A 19,887-nucleotide genomic window follows, 5' to 3' on the forward strand; every position below is an offset into this window, starting at 1 on the left:
TAAAAAGGGTTGAGAGATAACTTACGGCTGTCCTTTTGGAAGAGTCTCCAGTGATTTTTTAAAGCTCGATAAGGTAGCGACTTCTTATCAAACTGGTTCATAATCGCAATTCTTGTCTTTAAAAAGGCTCGACCAAGGTGCTGAATAATGTGAAATCGATCAAGAACGATTTTGGCGTTTGGAAAGAGCTTGCGAGCCAGTGGCATATAAGCTCCAGACATATCCATCGTGATAAACTGCACCTTTTGGCGAGCTTTTAATGGATACTTCAAAAAGTAGTTTCGTATAGTAGTTTGGCAGCGATTATCAAGTATAGTTATGAGTTCGTTTGTCTCATAGTTCTGTGCCACAAAAGCCAATTCCCCTTTCTTGAAGCCAAACTCATCCCAGGACATAATAGCTGGGAGTTTGTCATAATGTTCCTTGAAAGTAAACTGGTCGAGTTTACGATAGACAGTGGACGTTGACACGCGAAGTCTTCTGGCAATATCCGTTAATGACACCTTCTCAGTTAGGAGTTGTGTAACCTTTTGTCGGACTAGATTGGAGATTTGGCAGTTTTTCTCAACGATAGATGTCTCAGCTACCGTGACTCGTCTACAACTTTTACACTGGAAACGACGTTTTTTCAGACGTAGTAGTGTTGGAGTTCCAGCTTGCTCAAGAAGAGGGATTTTAGAAGGCTTTTGAAAGTCGTACTTGATCATCTTTCTATGGCAATGAGGACATGATGGTGCAGGGGAATCGAGTTTTGCTTGAATCTCGATATGAGTATCAGTTTCAAAAACAAGTGAAATATTGATATTTTGGTCTTTAATTCCGATTAATTCTGTGGTATTCTTAATAAGTCTCATAAGTTCTTCCTAATGATGGTTTGGTTGCTTTTCATTATAGTTCTTATGGGACTTTTTGTCTGCATTCAAAAAGCTCTATAATCTCTACAGTAGTTTTACCCACTACAGAAATTATAGAGCCGGATTTTTTTGTTTTTAGAAAAGTCTGTAGCAACTAAAATCATTCCCTCTCTCACTCGCATCACAATGTAATCGTTTTCTTATTTTTATCAAAATTTCTTATATTTCCTTGAAAGTCTCTAAAATAGCGCTATAATAGGACTTAGGAAATGGAGGAAAAAGTATGAAAGTACATTCTAATTTTACTGGACCTAAGTCCACAAAACGTCTGATTGCATTCTCATGTGCAACTGCTCTTGCAAGTTTTGCCTTTATCGCAAAACCTGCCTTCGCTGAGGAAGCTAAGGCTGACAATGCATCTAACCTTGATACGACTGCTGCTACCACTGCCAATGTAGAAACTACCGCAGACCTCGTCGAAACAAAGGTTGTCGAAGCACCTGTTACTACTGAAAATGTGGCTAGCACAGAAAACACCACAAATGTCTCAGAACAAGCCTCAACTTCTACAGCAAGTTCTGAAACTGCCAGTGAAACAGCTTCAACAACTACAAGCGAAAGTCAAGCACCTGCAGAATCGGTCTCAGGCCAAACACGCGAAGCTGTAACTACAGACCGGGCTGCCAGTGAGGCTGCATCAGCAACCGCAGATACCAATAGTGAAACCAATGTTACCGGTGGTCAATATTATAGTGATAGCCTTGGTAACTGGTATTATAAGGATGCTAGTGGTAAGAACCTAACTGGTGCACAAAAAATCGATGGGGTCAACGTTTATTTCGATGAAAATGGCATACAAGTCAAGGGAAACTTTTCAAAAAATAAACAATACTATGATGCAGATTCTGGTGCTCTTGTAACGGATCGTTATATTAATCATCTTGGTGGTGTTTACTATGTTGATAAAAATGGTGAAACATTAAAAGGTGCACAAACCATTCAAGGAAAACAAGTTTATTTCAATGATTACAACGGCCTTCAAGTTCGAGACGGATTTGCTAGCAATGAACACTTCTACGATAAAGATGGTAACCTTGTAACAGATAGCTATGTTTTTAGCACTAAATACAACTATAACAACACTATCTATCCTTTCTATGTTGATAAAAATGGCGACAAATTAAAAGGTGAACAAATCATCAATGGAAAATCTGTCTATTTCGATAAGTATGATGGAGCACAGGTGCGTAATAGCGTTGCTGACAATGGGCGTTTCTATGATCAAGATGGTAATTTAGTTGATCTAGGGAAAAAACACTACGTGTTCATCGATAACCATTGGTTCTATGTTGATGAAGATGGAAAGATACTTAAAGGTGAACAAGTCATTGATGGTGTGAAAGTTTACTTTACCCCTTATTACGGATATCAAATTAAAGGGGATTTTAATTCTGACGGCCAATTCTATGACAAGGATACTGGCGAGCTCGTGACAAACCGTTATATTCAATTAACACGCTACGAATCGAACGGCTCTATGGCTCCAACTCTAGAGACCCATTGGTATTATCTTGGGTCAGACGGAAAAGTGGTAACAGGTCCACAAGTTATTGACGGCGTTCGTGTCTACTTTAACTATAGAGGACACCAAGCCAAAGGAGACTTTGGCTACGATGGTTATTATTATGATAAAGACACTGGAGCACTCGTCAAAAATAGCTTTGTCTCCTTAGAGCAACCATCAGGAACCCTTATTTATTACCTCGATAACGAAGGCAATACAATTAAGGGAGAACAAATTATTAATGGTAAGCATCTCAACTTCGGTAAATACGGTATCCAAGTTAAAGGAAATTTCGCACCTAATGGACTTTTTTATGATGCAATTACAGGGGAACCTGTTACTAATCGTTATGTTCAAATCAATGACCTGAGTAACTCATATAATACCCATGAAAATAAAGATAAATGGTTCTATATCGGTTCAGACTCTAAAGCTCTTAAAGGAGAGCAAGTCATTAATGGCGTAACCGTATTCTTTGACAAAGATGGGGTTCAAGCTAAAGGGATTTTCGCAGATGACGGTTTCTATTATGATAAAGATTCTGGTGCACGCGTTAATCTTGGAAACAATCAGTTTGTTCAAGTGAACGGCAACTGGTACTATCTTAATAACGAAGGTAAAATTGTAAAAGGTGAACAAGTCATTGATGGCAACAATTTTTACTTTGATAAAGATGGCAAGCAAGTTAAAGGGAACTTTGCTGAAAATGGAGCGTACTATGATGAAAATTCAGGAGTACAAGTAACCAATCGTTATATTAACTTCAATAACAATTGGTATAGAATCGGTGCTAAAGGTACTCCTCTTAAAGGTGCCCATGTCGTTGATGGTCATAATGTTTTCTTTGACCAAGACGGTAAACAGATTAAGGGCGACTTCGCTTCGGATGGCTACTATTACAGTAAAAATTCAGGAGACCGAGTAGACTTAGGACAAAATCATTATCAAAACATAAACAATAATTGGTATTATATTGGTAATGACGGCAAACGCCTTACTGGTGAACAAGTCATTGATGGTGTCGAGGTCTACTTCGATAGTACTGGTAAGCAGGTTAAAGGAAACTTTGCTGAAAACGATTCATTTTACGATAAAGATAGTGGTGCCCGCCTTAAGGAACAATTTGTCGATTTGAATGGAAAGACTTATTATGTTGATGCTAAAGGCAAAAGACTTAGAGAAGGGGGAGTTCGAACTATCAATGGTAAAGAGTATACCTTTACGGGCGGTGCAGATCCCCACCTTGCTAGAGAAGAATTTCTATATCCTTACGGCTACTCTTCATTCTACGATTTGAATAACAAAGAAGTCAAAGGGCCTCAATTCGTTAAGGCCAAAAACGGTAATAGATATTACATTACCGCTTCTGGTCACGTCCCATTAGGGCTTCACATTATCAACGGAGAACTTTATATGTTTGATGCTCCGACAAATAAATATGCTGATGGTAGGGTTAGTGCGAATGGCTTGACTAAAGACTATTTCCCATCACTTATTCCTAATGGTAGCCATATCTATTACTTTGATAAGGAAACAGCTACTGCTATAAAAAATCAATATAAAGAGGTTAATGGTAACTGGTATTACTTTGGACCTAATTGGTATGCACTAACCGGTGAACAAACTATTGATGGGGCTCATGTCTATTTCCATAGAGATGGCAAACAAGCTAAAGGGGAACTAGTCACTGTAAATGATAAACTTCATTATTATGATCCTAACAGTGGTGCACGTACTGAGAACACTACCCTCACTATCGAAGGTAAGACCTACCATTTTGATGCTGAGGGAAATGGAAAACTCCTCAATTAGTGTAAGTGAGCAGTAAGCATTATGAAAAAGTAATTCCATCTTCCACTTTAAGAAAACTTTAGGCTTTGCTTTATATACTATAAACATCCTAAAACTTTTCTTTTTCATAATCTCCTAAATCCAGGGCGCAGGTCCTGGATTTTTTTGTTTTTTGATAATTGTTTGAATTACTAAGAACTGGAAAAATCTCACCTAATAGCCAGAAAAATAGATGTTATTCTCTTTTATCAATCTCTTCACATTAAAAGAAAGCCTTTTTATTTTTAATATTGAAAAGGCTTTCTTATTGCATTATAATATAAATTAAAAAGGGGAGGTATTTGTTATGGAAACAAATAATAAGGTCAAACATCAAACATCTAAAAAGTATCTTATTGCATTTTCATGTGCATCAGCTCTTGCAAGTTTTGCGCTTATTGCAGGAGTTGCTTTTGCGGATGAAGTAACTACTGGTGAAACACACAAGATTGACACAACAACAAGTGTTATTGCCAATGTTGAAACAACAGCAGACTTAGTTGAAACAAAGGGTATTGAAGCAATATCTTCTGCTGAAAGTTCAACAGGTGCTCCAGAGTTAGCAAGTTCGGAAAACGTTAGAGAAACGGCTTCAGCAACCACTAGTGAAAGTCAAGCACCTACTGAAACAACAACCGTTGAAGCACACGCAGCTTCAACAAGAGACAGTGTAACTAGTGAAACAACTACAACAACTCCTGTTATTAATGAGAACGTAAACATTACAGGTGGTCAATATTACAGTGACCAAAACGGTAAATGGCATTACCGAGATGCCAATGGTAATGACCTGACTGGACCACAAACTATTGATGGGGTTCAAGTCTATTTCGATAAAGAAAATGGCGTGCAAGCTAAAGGCGTTTTTGCAAAGGATCCTAATAATGCTAAAAAACTAAATTTCTATGACAAAGATTCTGGTGCCCTTCTCAAAAGTCAATTTATCGTAGCCTACAGCAACGATACGAAACAATATGAACGTTACTATCTAGATGATAATGGGAACCCCGTGTACGGTGAGTATCGAATTAATCGTAGATCATCCTACTTTGACGATAAATTTGGGACTCAAATCATTGATCGCTTTGCTCCTAATGGACACTTTTACGATCAGGATGGTGTTTTCGTCAATTTAGGTACCAACCGCTTTGTTGAAATCAAAGGAAAATGGTACTATCTCAATGATAGAGGACAAATTATAAAGGGCAGCCATATCATCAATGGAGCTCAGGTCTATTTCGATGAAAATGGTGTTCAAATAAAAGGGAATTTTGACAAGGAAAACCGCTATTATGATAAACACACTGGTAAGCTAGTAAGCAACCGATTCGTAACAGTCAACGATAAGAGCTACTTCGTTGGCGCAAAAGGTGTCGCCATGAAGGGTGCTACTCGTATTGATGGTAAAGAGTACTACTTCGATAAAAAGACAGGTGCCCAAGTAAAAGGTGACTTCGGAGGTAATGGTAAATACTACGACGCCTCAACTGGTGCACTTGTAACCAACCGTTATGTCAATGTAGATAAATATTGGTACTATGTTGATGCTGAGGGCAAACCATTAAAAGGTTCACAAACCATAAATAATGTTCCTGTCTACTTTGATTCTTATTATGGACGACAAGTTAAAGGTGATTTTGGAGACGACGGTTACTACTATGATAAAGACTCTGGTGCGAGAATTACACTCGAAAAAAATCGTTACCATAATATTAATAACCATTGGTATTATGTCGGTTCAAATGGCAAAATCCTTAAAGGTGACCACGTCATCAATGGCGTTCAGGTGCATTTCGATAGGGTATTTGGAATACAAGCTAAAGATGACTTTGTAGATAAAGATGGCATTAATGTTCTCTATGATAGCTTTGTTGTCTTCGGTATCCCAGTTAAGTATTATGATAAGGATACTGGTGAACTTGTTAAGGGGCGTTACTTTACAAGTCGAGGCAAATGGTTCTATGCAGACAAGCAAGGCAATATTCTAAAAGGTGCCCATACCATTGATGGTGTCCCTGTCTATTTTGACGACCACCTCGGAACACAATTCAAAAACGTAGTTAAAAATGGCTACTACTATGATAAGGATACCGGTGAACAGAAGGAAGTTCCACGGAACCAATTTGTTCGTGCTGATAATGGGCTCTTCTATTATTATAAAGATGGTAAAGCACTTTCTGGTTCTCATACCATTAATGGTGTAACCTATTCGTTCTATGAAAATGGACAAGCCCGTCAAGGAACTTTTGGGCCTTCCGGTTCAGGACCTTTCTACGATGAGGTTACTGGAGCAGCAGTCAGAGAAAAAGGATTCCATCAAGTAGGTGGCGATTGGTACTATACTGATGAAAATGGTAATAAACTCTTAGGTCTTCAAGAAATAGATGGCAAACTCTATTATCTCGATAATACAGAGTCTACTAGCTTAATTACTGGTTATCTCGCAAAAGATAAAGTGCTTAGTCCTGAGCAAAAAGAGTCTACTAGATATCCTCGGACATCTAGTAGTACTATCATCGAACCTAAAATCTACAGTTACTACTACTTTGACGCTGAAACAGGTGCTGCTGTAACTAATCAATTCGTTAATTGGAAGGGCAACTGGTACTACTTCGGTAACGATGGCAAGGCCCTCCTCTTTGATCAAGTCGTCAATGGTCAACACCTCTACTTTGATTATGAAGGTAAACAAGTGAAGGGTGATTTCGTTACAGACTACAAGGGAACTCGTTATTATGACGAAAACTCTGGTGAGCTTGTAACCAACCAAACTCGTACCATCAATGGTGTGACTTATCACTTTGATGAAAATGGACGTGTGAAGCAATTGTAAGAAATGTAAGAAAATCGACTAAAATTATTCTTACTAGTCATACAGATAAAAAAACAAACAAAAAGCCAAAATCAGAATGCTGATTTTGGCTTTTTGTTAGGTAAAGAATTTATTAGTCCTTTTTCAGTCTTTTTAGGTGTTTATAGAGACCGAAGGCCCGATCCAGTTGCATAGATTCGATAGGACGTTTGCCCTTGATATAGAGATTTCCATTGGTTGCATTCATCAACCCTGTCTTAGAAATAGCATAGCCGGTAATCATGCCACTATAAAGGAATCTTTCCAGTTCCTTGACATCTAGAACTCTGCTTGAAGGTTCAAGAATACCATATTCTGCTTCATAGATATCCACAAGTCTTTTAAATTTATAGGCTGTTTTTATGGGCATATCTCCGACATTTCCCTTGGCATAATAATGATAAAGATTCTGTGGGCTTAAGTCTGCAGATGCCACCTCTTGACCATTGGGCGAGTAAGGTTGTGATTTAATGAAAGTATTAAGCTTGCCAATATCAATGTGGGAGTCGCTAACATTTTCCTTAGGAACAGGACCTTCAACCTTATCAACAATCTCCCTTCGTCTTATAGTTGCCAACAATTCATAAGGCTCGACTCTAAGTCTTTTGGAGAATTTTTCCAAAGTATCAAGCGAAACCGTTCCGGTTTGATTGATTAAATTATAGTTAGTTTGAGCCATGCCAGATGATACCACAAAGGCAGTCATACGTTCTCTGACTTGGTCCTCATCCATATCTTCCGTAATCTCTAGCTTCTTACGAATGTTGTTCCACAAGTTTTGCGTGACTTGATCAGGATCTCGTGGAAACTCAAAAACTCCATGCTGATTGTCTCGAGCTAAGAGATTCCCAAGTGTAATGTTTTTCCCAGTCACCTTGGCCAGACCGTTAGTAATGGTTACAATCTTTGGAATATTTCCCTTGGGCTTGTTCATGAAAAGCATCCGAAGGCTTCCTGACGGAATCCCCGTAGCTTCTGAAAGCTCTTTGTAACTCTTCTTGTCTTTCCAAAATTCCCCCATACGAGCTTTTTCCGCATTTTCCCAGAAAAGCTCCTTAAGGGGTTTGGGGGCATTCAGCTCATCCGAAAATAGTCGTTTTGACATCATTGTCTCCCTCTAAAATTGCTGTTTTAAAATTAGTCCAAATCTATTATCTCATATTTTTAATAAAAATCAAATCATTCCCTAATTAAATGTATTTATAACTTTCTATTTGTGCTGATTTTTTACAAGATAAAAAGGATTTAGCTCTGTTTTACACGGAACTAAATCCCTTACTTAGACAAACTATCGGAAGTCATAATAAATCTCGAAAATCATCATATACGGTTTAAAACTAAAAGTTATCATGATAATCTCTTTACTTTGCGATTATCAACTCTATAAATGGCTAACATATCTAGTATAAGCCATGTATCACGGGGATAAGCGACATATCGTGGTGACCAGATTGGATTAAACTTTTGTTTATATTGTCTAAGACCACTAAAAGAATAGAAGCGATTGGTAAAGGCATAGATTAGATAAGCCACTTTTTCCTGTAAGAAACTATGTTTCTCAGTTCCTACATTTGACAATGGCGCCATACCTAAGTCAAAGTAGGTAACTCCTTCTTCTTTAAAATGAAGTAATAATTTTACAAAAAGATAATCCATGATACCATTGGAGGCTGTCTTTAAGTCGTAACGCATCAGGTCAATGCTTGCTTCGTTAGGTCCATTGCTAGCTAAAAAGGTAACGAAAGCCTGAATGTTATCTTCCTCATCACTTACAAGAGCTATTGGAGCTAATTGAATGTACTTTTCATCAAAATAGCCAAGTGAAAAACCTTTTTCTTGGCGACCATCTAGCCAACTATCCGATATTTCTTTTAGGGTATTAAGCATCTTTTTATCAAAAGGCGGTTGTAATACTTGAAATTGATATCCTTTATTTTCTAGCTTATTCACAACCGTTCTAAACTTCTTCCCGTGTTTTCCTTCAGTTGTAAATTCATCGAGTGATACCTGAGCAGTCTCACCAAACTTCATAAAGTCGTATCCATATTCATGAAGTAAAAGGGTTGTTTCTTGATTAACTTCATAGAAAATAACAGAGATATTTGCATCCTCAGCTTCTGCTAGAAACTGCGATAAGCCCTTTTCTAAGTAGCCTGAGTGTGCTAGTGGATCCGACATAACAACACACTTGTTATTTTCAATTGCAAATTGGAAAACAACTTTGTCTTGACCATCCTCCTGGTACCAATAAAGATATTTATCACCTAAAAATGCTAGGGCAGCATCTAAATTTAAATTTGGGATTGTTGCGATAAAGTCTTGATAACGTTGCTTATCGAAAACTTCTCCGAAGTTCTCTTTAATTTTATTACTTTCACGAAGAACCAAAACATACAAAATGACCAATATCAGAGACAAACCAAGAAAATGAATCCAGTGTGTAACCAGATGAGAGAGATGTTTTAACTTAAACACATGATGTGGATTCAAATGTCCTAACAAAACAAGCGTCAAGAAGAAACTACCACCAATATAGGATATATCTTTATAACAATCTTCCCAAGCATAAATATAATGTCTGCGAACAAATATATCTTTATTCCACCAAATGAGTGACAAAAGAATGATTAAGAAAATACTACTTGGTAATGAAAAACTACCAATATTCAAATAAACAAGACTTACTAGCCCTAGGACAGTAGCCAGTGTTAACGTAAATTTTAAACGTCGTTTAACTAATCTTGCTAAAAGGAAGAACAGAGCACCAAGAACAATACTAGGAAGTTGAAAAACAAACTGTCCAGTGCTAGGTGTAAGTTCTCTAAGCAAAGGAAGATGTCCTAATTCTTGAGGAACTATGGCTGAAACGATAAGAAAGAAACCAAAGAGTCGCAACCCCCAAACCAATACTATACTAGATAAGGCCTCAATGACCTTTTGGGGAATTCCTAAATATTTCTCATTTAGTCGTCCACCCATATTTTTTAAGAATAAAACAACTCCTAAACAGAAAGGGAGAATATAATAGAATAATCGAAATACAAGTAACCAACTTAGTGCCTGAGCTTTATCAAGCCCAAGACCAACTAAACCAGATACCATAATTAAATCAAAACTACCTAGACTACCTGGAATCATTGACATAATCCCAATTGTAATAGCAATCATAAAGAGGGGGATTACATCATAAATTGGTAAATTATAGCCCAAAATATACCCAACCAAAAGGAAAAAATTTAGTACGCAAGCCCAATCAAGGGCAGAAGCTAATACTAAAGATAACATCGTCTTTCCACCAAGCTGGCCAAAATAGGCCCAATTTTTCCTATTTGAAACAAATAAAACAATTGGGAGATAGAGACTAGCTCCTAACAGGACTGGCCAATACTGCTTAATCCCAATTGATAAAGGGAATAAACCTGTCAAAACCAAGCTTATCAGGGCAAACAGTGAAAATCCACTCATGAAATAAGGAATAACACGAGAAATTCCCTGCATACTTTTTTCAGGTCGTTCTTCATCTCCATAGAAAGAATATCGTAAACCAATATCTATCAAGCCGGCAAAGCCTATCATATTATTCAAGCTATTAATTGTCCAGCTAGTTTCTAGTAAGTAAGAAAATGTTTGTTTCTGATTTAGCTCTTTATTTAAGATACTATCATAGAAGATCATTGGCGCAACGGCCATAAAACCAAACAGTGCCAAACAGATGACATTTAGTGGAGACAGTTCCCCCAATATTTCTTCAATCTTATCAAACGAAATTGTTTTAAAAAGTCTAGTTATCTCTACAATAACTAGACTAGTAATAGATATAAATAAGACGAGTTTGATAAGTGTTTGCCATTTTTTAACCCAATTTAAAAACATTTGCAAACTCTACTCCTTTTATCCTAATAATGTCTGTAAAATCGGAATCACAATCACAAATAAAACCGTACTGAGAGTGACCACATTCGTTGAAAACTCAACATCACCTTTTCCTTGATTGGCAAGAATAGGAAGAACCGCTAGAGCAGGTGTTGCTGATTGGATCATAAAGGTCCTAAATTCTGGTGCTACCATATTTGGAGAGAAGAATTTCAAAACTAGGAGCATGATGACCGGTGCAAGGATAAAACGACCAACCAGTGTGATAATGGTATCCTTATCAAAGCGAATCGTCTTAAGTCCTGCCTTCGCTAGAACGATACCAATATAGACAAGTGATAATGGCGTTGTTAAACTACCAATATAGGTCAAGGTGCTTTCCGCAAAACTTGGAACAGGAAGACGGAGCACTAAAAAGGCGAGGGCTACGAGAAATCCTAATAAAGGAGCAGGGAAGAGCTTCTTCCAATTAAATTTTTGAGCCTGTTTTGAAGCCCCTTCTTTGCTATCAGACGTCATCAGATAGACACCTAATGTCCAAGTAGATACTGTATTTGTAATATAATACACTAAGAAATAAGGAAGGGCTTGATTTCCAAACAGAGCGATATTTAAAGGCAAACCAATAAATATGGTATTGGCATTGACAAAGGTATTAATCATGGTTCCTCGGCGTCCTGGGCGCACTCTAAAAACTTTCACCGCGATAAAGGCCGCTAGGTAACCAAGAATGAAGGCGATAAACGTATAGAGCAAACCGCCAGACAAGCTAATCAGCTTATCTAAAGTTAAATATTTAAGAACAGAGGTGAAAATTGCAACGGGCATGGCCACATTCATAATAAGTTTAGACAAGTCATTTCCGAAACTCTCTTGGAACCAACCGCGGACTTGCAAGAAATAACCAAGAATGATGATGACGATAATGGGTACAATACTCTGAATTGACGTTATAAAGATTTCCATAGTCTCCCCTTCTATATAATAGGACATACAGCAAAAGGCGTACGAGGCATCCAGTCGCACTCGTACACCCCAATTAAATTTACTTATTTATATTCTGGGTACCATTTCAAATCACGAACTGCTTTGGCCATATCTGTTTCCTTAGCACGCGCAAGACCTTGCTCTTGTGCTTTTTTAGCGACTGCTTCTGCTACTTTAATAGAAACATCTGCTACATACTTGAATGGTGGCAAGACAGGAGCTCCTGGTTGGCCTGGATTGACAATACCACTCAATGAATGAGCTGCTGCTCCAATCATTTCATCAGTCAAAAGACTTGCTTCAGAAGCCAGCATACCTAGACCAAGACCTGGGTAAATCAAGGCATTATTGGCTTGACCAATCACATAGTCGACACCTTTATAAAAAACTGTATCAGCAGGAATTCCTGTTGCGACAAAAGCTTTGCCATCTGACCATTCAATCAAATCTTTGGCACTAGCTTCTGCTAGTTTGGTTGGATTTGACAAAGGGAAGATCATCGGACGTTCTGTGTTTTCACACATAGCTTCTACTATTTCTTTGGTGAAGGTATTAGGTTGAGTTGAAGTTCCTACAAGAATGGTTGGCTTCACAGTCTTCACTACTTCAAGCAGGTCAGTCAATTTGTCTGCGTTACTAAAGTCAGCACGTTTCTTAGCAAACGGTTTTTGTTCAGGAGTTAGGTCATCCATGTCATCAAAGAGAAGACCTTGTTTATCAACCATAAAGAAACGTTTATAGGCTTCTTCTTCAGAAAGACCTTCACTTACCATTTCACGAAGAACACGAGAGGCAATTCCTGCACCCGCAGTACCACCACCATAGCAGAGATAAACTTGATCTGTTAATTTTTCACCACTAATATCCAGTGAACCAAAGATACCACCTAAGGTAACGATTCCTGTACCTTGAATATCATCATTAAAAGTTGGAATTTGTTTCCGGTATTTTTCAAGAATATTGGCTGCATTCAAGCGGCCGAAGTCTTCCCAGTGAAGGTAGAGTTTAGGAAAAAGACGTTCTGCTGTTTGAACAAATTGTTCAATGAAGTCGTAGTAACGATCTCCGCGAACCCGTTCGTGACGATTTCCTAAGTAATTAGGATTGTTACGAAGTTCTTCACGGTTAGTCCCTGCATCAATAACTAAAGGAAGGACCATAGAAGGATCGATTCCAGCAGCACCCGTGTAGACCATCAATTTCCCGACAGAAATATCGACACCATTTGTTCCCCAGTCACCGATTCCAAGGATTCCTTCTGCATCTGTTACAACAATGAGACGAATCTCGCGATCCCCAGCAGCATTTTTCAAAGTGGCTTCAATATTTTCAGGATGATTGATATCAAGATATCCCGCATATTGTGGATCTACAAAGAGGTCACTATAGCCTTCAATGGTATCTGCAATGGTTGGATCGTATACAATTGGATTGAATTCCTCCAAATGTTGAGAAAAGAGGTAATAGAAAAGAGTCCGGTTGGTATTAAAAATTTCCATTAGGAAAAGACGTTTTCCCAAATCATTGGCTTTTGTTTGCATTTGTGCATAAGTTTGTGCCGCTTGCTCTTCAATCGTTTGAACATACGGTGGCAGTAAACCAATAAGGCCTAGTTCCTTTCGCTCCTCTAAGGTAAAGGCAGTACCTTTATTTAGGAAAGGGTTGTTTAAAATATCATGTGCAGTCATAGTGCAACCTCCTTTTTACTTATATTATACTACTTAAATAGTTGTTTTAAAGAACAATGTACTTTATAGTGTCCACTCATTTCTTTTATGTTATAATGGGCAAAAAGAATTATGACAGAATCAACTATACAACCAGTTATCATCTTTCCTCCAGATACAAATGGACAACCACTTTATCTGTGCCTAACCGTATAACACATTTGTTTTACAGTCTGTATAGTAGCAACAATTATGATGGTACTAATAGAGACTAGCATATTGAACTAATAAACAATAATATGGATTTTATAGTATACTTTGTATTGTTTAAAAAGTTATTTTTGTCATTTAAAACTTGTATTCTGTTTATATGACAACTAATAATTATCTACAAAAATATATTTCACAAAAAGTGAAATATTTTCGTAAACAAAACAAAATGAGCCAGGAGGAACTTTCGGAACAGGCAGGACTCGGACTCAAGTATATCAATCAATTAGAAAACCAAAATGTGAATCTGACCATTCACAGTCTAGAAAAAGTGATTGTCGCCTTAAACTTGACACCAGAGGACTTTTTCAATTTCAATAGCCTCGAGCCCACCACTGACCAAACCGATAATCTCTCATTGAAAAGAGTTAACATGAAGCTGAAACAAGTTCCTGTTGATAAAAGGGAGAAAATCCTAGCTATTTTTGAAGATATTCTTGATAACCTATAATCATCTCCTGACTCATCATCATATTCTAACTCAATAAAAAAGTTATAGTCAAACACACCACTACGGATAATATTTACTTATCGTCTCACCTAGCCTTGTCTATGTAACTCTTTTTAACAATTTTTTGAAAGTGTGATTTTATGAATCTTAAAGACTTATACTATTTTTATGACCTAAGCAACCTGCAATCTTTCACTGAAGTAGCTCGAAAAAACGGGGTGAGTCAACCATCTATTTCTTATGCCATTAAACGTTTAGAAAAGGAGTTTCATTGCCAATTACTTGTGCATGATCCTTCACATAGGACATTTAAGCTAACTCCACAAGGTGATATATTGTTACGACATGTAAAGAAAGCTCTTCCAGAAATACAAGGTGCCCAAAAAGAAATACTTCGAAGCATTTCTCCCTATGATACAATTGGGTTTCCGCCTCTTATTATTGACTATCTTGTTCGTAAAGAGCCTGCTTTTATTGAAAATGCCTCAGCACTTCGAAATATTCACCCTATACAAGAAGGTTCTATTGAACTTCTAAACCTCTTGTCTAAGGGAGAACTAGATGCCAGTTTTATTGGAAGCTTAGAACCGATTATCGATAAACGATTTTCAGTTAAAACTCTTATGACAAGTGATCTTTATTATATTCTACCTTCAGGCCACTCATTGGCAGATAAGGAAGCTATCGCTTTCTCTGATGTTCTAAATGAAAATTTTATTATTTTAGACGAACATTTTGTTCATCTAAAAGCTTTTCAACATTTGAATAATCAATATCATCATGCTGCAACACCATTCTTTCAAACAGATGATATTAATTTGCTTAAGCAACTCCTTCGTAAAAAAATTGGTATCAGTCTTCTTTCTGAAATCGCTATAACAAAGGAAGACAAAGATTTAATTTCTATCCCAATGGTTAAAGAGGAACGCATGTCGCTTTATGTTTCACTACTTACACTTAAGGAAACTAATCTTCATCCTGAGGTAGAAAACTTCTTCCAAGAACTATTAAATTAAAAGCGATAATACTAAGCTAATTAAGATACATCTAACAATAAAAGGAAACTCCCCTCGTACTTAAACGAAGGGAGTTGTTTTACTAATAATTCCAGTTTACCAAGAGATAAATGAGACTCGAGCCAAACATATCCGCCAAGGCATGCATGAGGAAGAATGGAAGCAAGTTTTTGACCTTGTATTTATAAAGGAAATAATAAAGTAGACCAAAGACCACACCGATAACCAGAGCCCATAGCATGCCCTGATAGGTATGGAAGGACACACGGACAATGGTTGAAAAGAGCAAGACCCACCATTTATACTTGTCCTTTACTGAGGTCAAGAGCCCTAAGAAGAAAAATTCCTCGTAGAAACCATTAAGCAGTCCGTAAGCAATGGCCATAGGTGACAAAGCCATAAACTTATCAATAACAGCCATAGGATTAATATAGGCTAAAACTTGAGGACTAAAATAATTATACTGTCCTGACAAGGTGCTAACCATATCGGCAAATAGACCTGAGATAGCGAAAATAAAGGGTACCCAAAAGAGAACAGACCACTTTAGGCGTATAGGTAATTGTTTAAAGTCAAAATGACGTATCCAGAGATATATAATCGCTAAGGTTAGGAGAATAATCTGCAAGGTGAAATTACTTGAATAGCCTGCTCCTTCACTGGCTGTATTTGTTGAAGTCTCACTGATTGCTGTGGAAACGCTTGGAGCCAAACTTGCCAAATATATTTGTGTTGAACGGACAATAAACTGTCCAAACATAATGAGCGTAACAATACCGATATCAAACCACCTCAGATTCTTTAGTGGTTGTTCGGGACGAATTTTCTTGAGTAAAGACATTGGTCTTTCCTTTCTTCTATCCTCTTGATCGAAGACTGGTTTATTCTTTAAGTTTATTATAAGTCATAAACCTTAACATAATACTAAAATTTGCAGTAAGATTAGTATTTCATTTAAGGAAAGAAAAAGCAAGGGAAAGCATGTTTCCTTTGCTTCAAACTTGTTATTAATCATTCTTTTTAACAACACTAACTAAGACAAGGAGTTGGAAAATAGCCAAAACAAATAGGACCACAAAGCCATTTCGACTACCTTGAGCCGTTGCTCGTGCAAAGTCAATCTTGTGGTTAGCTTGACTCATAGCAACAATTAGAGATGCTAGTGTTGTTCCCACTGCTCCTGCAAATTGTTGGAGCGTGTTAAAGATGGCATTAGCATCGGCTCGTTGATCAAGCGACAGTTGTTTCTGTCCATTGGTCATGACATTACCAAAGACAACCCCAAGTCCCGTCATGAAAATCATGTAAAAGGCGAGAATCAAAGTATTTGAAAGGGAGAGACCAAACAAGCTAAATAGCAACTGAGCAAGAACGATAAGGCTTGCTCCAATCAGAATTGGTTTACGAGCTCCCATCTTATCTAAAATGATACCCGAAAACGGAGCAAATCCTGCACCAATGATAGCTCCTGGGAGGAGCATCAAGGCTGCAAGAGTGGTATTAGAGTTGTTAACCAACTGCACATAGTTTGGCAAGAGGAAACTCATCGCAAGGGAACCCAATTGGAAAGAAAAGAAAGCGATGATATGACCTGTCAGTTTACGATTTTTCAAAATAGAGAGGTTGATGATGGGATTTTCTAATGTTGTAGAACGCCAAATCAAAATGACAAGACCTAAGATCCCAATCAAAAGCCAACCTAAGACTGAGAAGCTGAAGAAGGCATGTTCAGCAACCCCATGAAGACCTAAAATCAGGCCCAAGAAAAGAAAGATGGTAGCCAGTAGACTGAGGATATCTAAAGATTCACGTTTAACCTCACTCTTTTGCTCAATCGAGCGAAGCCCTGCAATCAGTGAAGCCAAGAGAATAGGAAACTGAATGAGGAAGATAGAACGCCAACCAAAATGTGCCGTCAAAAGTCCACCAACAGTTGGTCCAATCGCCGGTGCAACTGCTGTAATCAGTGTCCCAACTCCCATCATGAGACCAATCTTACGACTTGGCACCTGCTCCAAAATGATGTTAAACATGAGAGGTAGGGCAAAACCAACTCCCATCCCTTGAACCAATCGTCCCAAAACAACAAAGCTAAAACTAGGAGCTATAAAGTCAATGAGAACACCTAAGATAGACAAAAGGTTTGCGACAAGAAAGATGGTTTTCATCTTAAACGAGCGCTTGAGATAGGCAGATAAGGGCACCACGCAAGCAACGACTAATAGGTAGATGGTTGTAACCCACTGTACTGTTGACGTATTAACCGAAAATGCCTTCATCAATACAGGAAAGGTGATGTTCATAGCTGTTTCACCAGCCACTCCACAAAAAGAAAGGATTCCTGTCGCAAAGATGGCACACAGGATCTTAGTGGAGATTTTTTCGTCTGACATAAGTATTTGTTCCTCCTATATAAACTTAAATATTGCGGTAGTGTTGTAAGATTTTGAGAAAGACTTCTCTCTCTTCAGATGAAAATTGCTGGGCAAACTCTTCCTCTTCTTTTCGAAGATAGGATTGGCAGGCAGACGCGATTTTTACTGCCTTATCCGTTAAAACAACCGCTTTTTGCCTAGCGTCTTTCGATGAGGTATGTCGTTCGATAAGGCCTTTTTTCTCCATCCGTTGTAAGAGAACTGTCGTTGTCGAACGCTGAATCTCAAATTCGTGCTCAATGTCACGTTGAAATACCTCATGATTAGCATGATTGGTTATAAAATCGATAATGGCCATCTGATTTCCAGTCAAATCATACTGCCTAGCAAACTGATCAAAGTGGCGCATCATATTGTTATTGGCTTGCTTCAACAAGCGTCCAAAGTGGTCCAAAAAACAACTCCTTAACTACATTGTTAGCTAACTAACGTTGTTTAGTATAAGAGTTTTAGAAGGTAATGTCAATAACTTTTCAAGAGATTTCCACTCAACTTTCAATAGATTTCAAAAAAACTCAAGGACTTAAATCCTTGAGTTGCTTCATTTAGTCTTTCTTTACAGGAATTTCCTTAATAACACGCGCAGGGTTTCCACCTAGCACCACATTGTCACCGAAAGACTTAGTCACAACAGCGCCTGCCCCAGCCACTACATTATTCCCCAAAGTAACGCCTGGAAGGATGGTCACGCCTCCACCAGCCCAGAAGTTATCACCGATAGTAATTGGAGCCCCATATTCAAGGCCTGAATTACGCTCGGTTGGATCAAGCGGATGAAGAGGTGTTAGAAACTGACAATTCGGACCAATCATAGCATTGTCACCAATCGTGATAGGACAGACGTCTAGCATAGTCAAGTTCCAGTTAGAATAAAAATTTTCACCGATATGGATATTAACACCGTAATCCGTAACGAACTGAGGATTCATGGCAAGATTTTCACCAGTCGAACCAAACCAAGATTTGACAATTTCAGCTCTCTTGAGACGGTCAGGTTCCGCATTAAAGGCCATTTGGTTTTCTCTCGATTTAGCTGCTAGGGCACGTAACTCAGGGTCGCTAGGCTTATAAAAATCACCTGCAATCATTTTTTCATATTCTGTCGGCATGGCATACTCCTTTTATGGTTGTTTTCCTATATTGTAGTATAGAAGTGATGTTACCACAAGAGAAACTACAATGCAAACGTGAGTAAGAATGCCATAAACAAGTTCATTTTAGTAGAGTATTCAATTCGCTCAATAAATTATATATCGATGGTCTCACCTACAGCTAAAACCTTATAGCCTGCTGCTTCAACTTCTTTTTTAGTTGTCTTGTAATGACTATAATCATCTATATGAATGGGATAAATCCTTTTAGGTTGAAGGAGATCTTTCATTCGGTTTAACATATTTAAGTCCATGGTAAATGGTCCACCAAATGAACCTGATTTTACAGCACCTAAATTAGCAAATATAGCATCTATATTTTGAGGAACATTTTTTGTTAAACCTGGGTACAAAACAGTATCGCCGGTAAAATAAATGACTTTAGTTTCTGACGAACTGGTGAATGTTAGTTGATAGCCATTTACCTTACCAACAATCTTTCGTATGATGTAGTTGCTGGCATGATAAGCCGGTAGTGCTTTAATGGTGATACAGTAGTCAGCGACTTGAAATGATTGTTCTTCTCCCCATTTTAAAACACTATTATTTAAACATGACACGCCATTTAAGATTTTCTTATTAGGAGAAATGACTGTTTTACCCTTCAAATAATCTTTCCCTACATCATCCAAATGATCTTGATGCCCATGAGTAATTAGCCATACATCAACTTTACTAAGAAGAGACTTATCCTTATGAACATCAGTTTGTTTCTCGGAGACAAATCCTTTAAACCGTACCAAGGTTCCTTTAGGTGATAAATCAGGATCAATTCCGATATAAAATTGATTATCAATAGAGATGACGCCACATGCAACGCCACAATAAGTAAACGAAATAGACATAGTACCTCTTTTTTAAAACAAGCTGTAAGTTGAATTTAACAGTATTTGAATGAACATTTAAGTACATAACACTTGTAACTAGATTATAGTTTT

14 protein-coding genes are annotated in these 19,887 nt (G+C 37.7%); 4 read left to right on the plus strand and 10 right to left on the minus strand.

Going from position 1 to position 19,887, the window contains the following annotated elements; genetic code table 11:
• On the minus strand, nucleotides 1–854 hold an 854-nt coding region (locus H7U01_RS09030), incomplete at its 3' end, for an ISL3 family transposase (RefSeq protein WP_201041472.1).
• A 283-nt stretch (nucleotides 855–1,137) separates the two neighbouring features.
• On the opposite strand from H7U01_RS09030, the gene H7U01_RS09035 reads away from it, so the two are divergent.
• Complete coding sequence (locus H7U01_RS09035; RefSeq protein WP_201041473.1) at nucleotides 1,138–4,230, plus strand: hypothetical protein; 3,093 nt, start codon at nucleotides 1,138–1,140, stop codon at nucleotides 4,228–4,230.
• 325 nt (nucleotides 4,231–4,555) lie between these two features.
• Entirely contained in the window at nucleotides 4,556–7,081 is a 2,526-nt protein-coding gene (locus H7U01_RS09040) for a glucosyl transferase (RefSeq protein ID WP_201041474.1), read from the plus strand.
• A gap of 112 nt (nucleotides 7,082–7,193) precedes the next feature.
• On the opposite strand, the gene H7U01_RS09045 is transcribed toward H7U01_RS09040, so the two are convergent.
• The 4 genes from H7U01_RS09045 to H7U01_RS09060 form a co-directional block, all read right to left on the minus strand.
• Entirely contained in the window at nucleotides 7,194–8,204 is a 1,011-nt protein-coding gene (locus H7U01_RS09045) for a hypothetical protein (RefSeq protein WP_201041475.1), read from the minus strand.
• Between the two features lie 242 nt (nucleotides 8,205–8,446).
• On the minus strand, nucleotides 8,447–10,972 hold the full coding sequence (mprF, locus tag H7U01_RS09050) for a bifunctional lysylphosphatidylglycerol flippase/synthetase MprF (protein WP_201041476.1): 2,526 nt from the start codon (nucleotides 10,970–10,972) through the stop codon (nucleotides 8,447–8,449).
• An 18-nt stretch (nucleotides 10,973–10,990) separates the two neighbouring features.
• A complete protein-coding gene (locus tag H7U01_RS09055; protein ID WP_183135779.1) occupies nucleotides 10,991–11,938 on the minus strand; it encodes an AEC family transporter in 948 nt (315 codons plus the stop codon).
• Nucleotides 11,939–12,021: 83 nt separating this feature from the next.
• Nucleotides 12,022–13,647, minus strand: coding sequence for a malolactic enzyme (locus tag H7U01_RS09060; RefSeq protein ID WP_201041477.1), 1,626 nt, complete (start codon nucleotides 13,645–13,647; stop codon nucleotides 12,022–12,024).
• Between the two features lie 349 nt (nucleotides 13,648–13,996).
• On the opposite strand from H7U01_RS09060, the gene H7U01_RS09065 reads away from it, so the two are divergent.
• Entirely contained in the window at nucleotides 13,997–14,347 is a 351-nt protein-coding gene (locus H7U01_RS09065) for a helix-turn-helix domain-containing protein (RefSeq protein WP_037598004.1), read from the plus strand.
• A 140-nt stretch (nucleotides 14,348–14,487) separates the two neighbouring features.
• Nucleotides 14,488–15,363 (plus strand): LysR family transcriptional regulator, encoded by an 876-nt coding sequence (locus tag H7U01_RS09070; protein ID WP_073686346.1) that lies wholly within the window; start codon nucleotides 14,488–14,490, stop codon nucleotides 15,361–15,363.
• An 82-nt stretch (nucleotides 15,364–15,445) separates the two neighbouring features.
• On the opposite strand, the gene H7U01_RS09075 is transcribed toward H7U01_RS09070, so the two are convergent.
• The 5 genes from H7U01_RS09075 to H7U01_RS09095 all read right to left on the minus strand — a co-directional run bounded on the left by H7U01_RS09075 (nucleotide 15,446) and on the right by H7U01_RS09095 (nucleotide 19,794).
• Nucleotides 15,446–16,204, minus strand: a complete 759-nt coding sequence (locus H7U01_RS09075; RefSeq protein WP_060973011.1) for a CPBP family intramembrane glutamic endopeptidase — start codon at nucleotides 16,202–16,204, stop codon at nucleotides 15,446–15,448.
• Between the two features lie 166 nt (nucleotides 16,205–16,370).
• Nucleotides 16,371–17,756 (minus strand): MFS transporter, encoded by a 1,386-nt coding sequence (locus tag H7U01_RS09080; protein ID WP_060972267.1) that lies wholly within the window; start codon nucleotides 17,754–17,756, stop codon nucleotides 16,371–16,373.
• A gap of 25 nt (nucleotides 17,757–17,781) precedes the next feature.
• Nucleotides 17,782–18,192: a MarR family winged helix-turn-helix transcriptional regulator gene (locus H7U01_RS09085; protein ID WP_060972268.1), complete on the minus strand. Its 411-nt coding sequence runs from the start codon at nucleotides 18,190–18,192 to the stop codon at nucleotides 17,782–17,784.
• A gap of 151 nt (nucleotides 18,193–18,343) precedes the next feature.
• Nucleotides 18,344–18,907, minus strand: a complete 564-nt coding sequence (locus H7U01_RS09090; RefSeq protein ID WP_073950906.1) for a sugar O-acetyltransferase — start codon at nucleotides 18,905–18,907, stop codon at nucleotides 18,344–18,346.
• Nucleotides 18,908–19,044: 137 nt separating this feature from the next.
• Complete coding sequence (locus H7U01_RS09095) at nucleotides 19,045–19,794, minus strand: MBL fold metallo-hydrolase (protein ID WP_201041478.1); 750 nt, start codon at nucleotides 19,792–19,794, stop codon at nucleotides 19,045–19,047.
• Between the last annotated feature and the right edge of the window lie 93 nt (nucleotides 19,795–19,887).

Origin of the sequence: Streptococcus sp. 21.1 (genome assembly GCF_016648635.1) — a bacterium.
GTDB lineage: Bacteria > Bacillota > Bacilli > Lactobacillales > Streptococcaceae > Streptococcus.